The sequence below is a fragment of the Nocardioides sp. genome (assembly GCF_031422975.1).
Classification (GTDB): Bacteria; Actinomycetota; Actinomycetes; order Propionibacteriales; family Nocardioidaceae; genus Nocardioides.
Window position 1 is genome coordinate 1 of record NZ_JANPEO010000147.1, and the last position, 2,418, is coordinate 2,418.

Genomic DNA, 2,418 nt, shown 5'->3' on the forward strand with positions numbered 1-2,418 from the left:
CGACCACCGACGGATGCAGCAGGACCAGCGCTACGCCCAGGCCGCCCAGCAGCCCTATCGCAAGAAGAAGAAGGAGCGCTGGCTGAGCGAGATCTTCGACTGAGCGGTGCTACGCGGCGGGCCTTGCGTCCGACGGTGCGGCGTCCAGGGTGTCGGACGTCAGGCGGGACGTCCGACGAGTCGGCTGTCGGGGCGACCGCTTCGTCGGACGTCCCGGGCAACGTCCGGCGATGGGGCAGCCACGTTGTCGGACGTACGCCGACGCATCGGCGTACGCAGGTCACGCACTACGGTCGAGGTGCGGGCAGCCGCGCGACCGAAGTGCCTCGGTGATCTGCTCGAAGAAGTCATCGGCGGCAACGCGCAGGCCGAGGAGCGGCAGGCGCAGGACGAGTGCATCGCTCAGCGTGACGTCGTTGTGGCGCAGGGCGTCCGAGATGACGTTCTGGACCCACCCGTGCTGGATTCCGTCGATCTCGACGACGACGCCCCACTCCTCCCAGTAGACGTCGAGAAAGTAGCGTCCGTCCCTCGTCCGGCGACGGACCTGCCGACTCGGTTCCGGGATCCCCCGATCGCGGCACTCGCGTGCGAACTCGTGCTCGCTGATGGAGCGGACCCCGTCGAGCAGGTCCAGGATCGTCATCTGGATGAGCAGTCGTCGCTTGTCGCGCCTGATGCGGAGTGCGGCCTCGCCAAGTCGTTCGGCTGTCGTGAGCCCTTGCTGGACAGCCATCGTCATCAGCAGCACTGCCTGCTTGTCCGACCTGGCCCACAGCGCGCCGTGGACGGCAGCGACATGCGGCTTGGTGCGAGGTACTCCTGACGCACTCAGGTCCGTCGTTCGATAGCGCCGGGTCTGATGGATGTTGAGGCCCTTCCCCCGCCGCCGACGCGCATTGCGCGGAATCGAGATCCTCAGCGCTTCCTCATCGACGCCGCGGAGTCCCGAGGCGATCAGCCCCGATGCCCCGTCGAGGGCGGCGCGAGGTCCGGCCTCGAGTACTCCCGCCCACTGCTCACCTTGAACTGTCAGCTCGCCGGTGTGGATCGCGACCGCCTGGCTACGCACAGGCCGCCAGCGGCCGGCGACGATGTTGGCGCGGATCTGGCCTCGCGTCACCCGGAGATCAAGTAGCTGGGGACGGCTGATGACGCCGCCCTGCTCGTAGGCCAGTGCGATGGCCTTCGAGATCCGGTGTCGGCGGAGGTCGGCGCTCGCCGCGCGTGCCCCGTCAGCGCTGATGTCCATGTCACGAGCCTGCGGCGGCGCGCCGCGGCGTACCAGACCCTCCTGGCAATCTGTGGACAGCCGCACCGCTGCGTCCGACGATGCGGCTGCCCGGGCGACCACCTCGTCGGACGTCCCGGGCAACGTCCGACGAAGGGGTCGCCGCTTCGTCGGACGTCCGCGACCCTCGGGACCGCACCCACGGCACCGCACCCTCGCCGCCCCCTCCACCGCACCCCACCCACCCACTGCGAGGACCCCAGGAGTGCACACCTGCTTAGTGGATTAAATCACTGTACATAATATGTTAAAGACATCGACGGGTCCAGGCGCGTCGCGAGGGTGTTTGGATGGTTGGCATGCACGAGAGCGTGGAGATCGCGCGGGCCGAGTCCGAGCGCGGCGAGGTGGTGCTGCGGCGTCGAACGTCCGGGCTGGGTGCCGACGTGTTCGAGCTGCGCGTCAACGGCGTCTTCGTGATGGACACCATCGAGACCGGCACGGAGATCGAGCTGGCCGGCGTGGCGCTCGACCTCGTCCCCGACCCGCGCGACGTCGTCGTGGGCGGGCTCGGCCTGGGCTTCACCACCCAGCGGGTGCTCGCTGACCCGCGAGTCCGGCGGGTGACGGTGGTGGAGATCGAGGACGCCCTCGTGCGGTGGATGCGCGAGGGCACCGTCCCCCACGGACCCGGTCTCCTCGCCGACCAGCGCGTCAGGATCGTCAATGCGGACATCCTGATGGCGATCGCGGAGGCCCGTTCGACGTACGACCTGATCCTGCTCGACGTCGACAACGGTCCGGGATACCTCGTCCACCAAGACAACGTCCGCGTCTACGAGCAGTCGTTCCTCGCCCGCTGTGGCGACCTGCTCAACCCGCACGGCGCGCTCGCGATCTGGTCCGCCGACGCGGCTCCGGAACTCCTCGTGGCGATGAGCGCCGTCTTCGGCGAGGCGGTCGAGCAGAAGCACGACGTGCTCCTCCAGGACCGTCCGGAGACCTACTACCTCTACCTTGCCCGAGTAGCGTCGACGTCATGAGCGACACCCGCACAGAGCACGACTCACTCGGCGACATCGAGGTCCCTGCCGACGCGCTGTGGCGGGCGCAGACGCAGCGGGCGATCGAGAACTTCCCGGTCAGCGGCACGACGCTGGAGCCGCGCCTGATCCGGGCGCTCGCGC

Annotated in this window: 2 protein-coding genes and 1 pseudogene; 2 read left to right on the forward strand and 1 reads right to left on the reverse strand. The window is 68.8% G+C overall.

Going from position 1 to position 2,418, the window contains the following annotated elements:
- Positions 1–280: 280 nt before the first annotated feature.
- Entirely contained in the window at positions 281–1,252 is a 972-nt protein-coding gene (locus RMO85_RS04660) for a hypothetical protein (protein ID WP_310526769.1), read from the reverse strand.
- Positions 1,253–1,590: 338 nt separating this feature from the next.
- Between RMO85_RS04660 and RMO85_RS04665 the strand changes: the two genes are divergently transcribed.
- Positions 1,591–2,274 carry a hypothetical protein gene (locus RMO85_RS04665; protein ID WP_310526770.1) on the forward strand — a complete coding sequence of 228 codons (684 nt, stop codon included), beginning with the start codon at positions 1,591–1,593 and terminating at the stop codon, positions 2,272–2,274.
- Positions 2,271–2,418, forward strand: a pseudogene (aspA, locus tag RMO85_RS04670) (aspartate ammonia-lyase); the annotation flags it as partial. The gene RMO85_RS04665 and the pseudogene aspA, both read left to right, overlap by 4 nt.

Excerpts from the sequence above, each read along its gene's own strand:
- RMO85_RS04665 (WP_310526770.1), top strand. The coding sequence starts at position 1,591 with ATGCACGAGAGCGTGGAGATCGCGCGGGCCGAGTCCGAGCGCGGCGAG.
- RMO85_RS04660 (WP_310526769.1), bottom strand. The coding sequence starts at position 1,252 with ATGGACATCAGCGCTGACGGGGCACGCGCGGCGAGCGCCGACCTCCGC.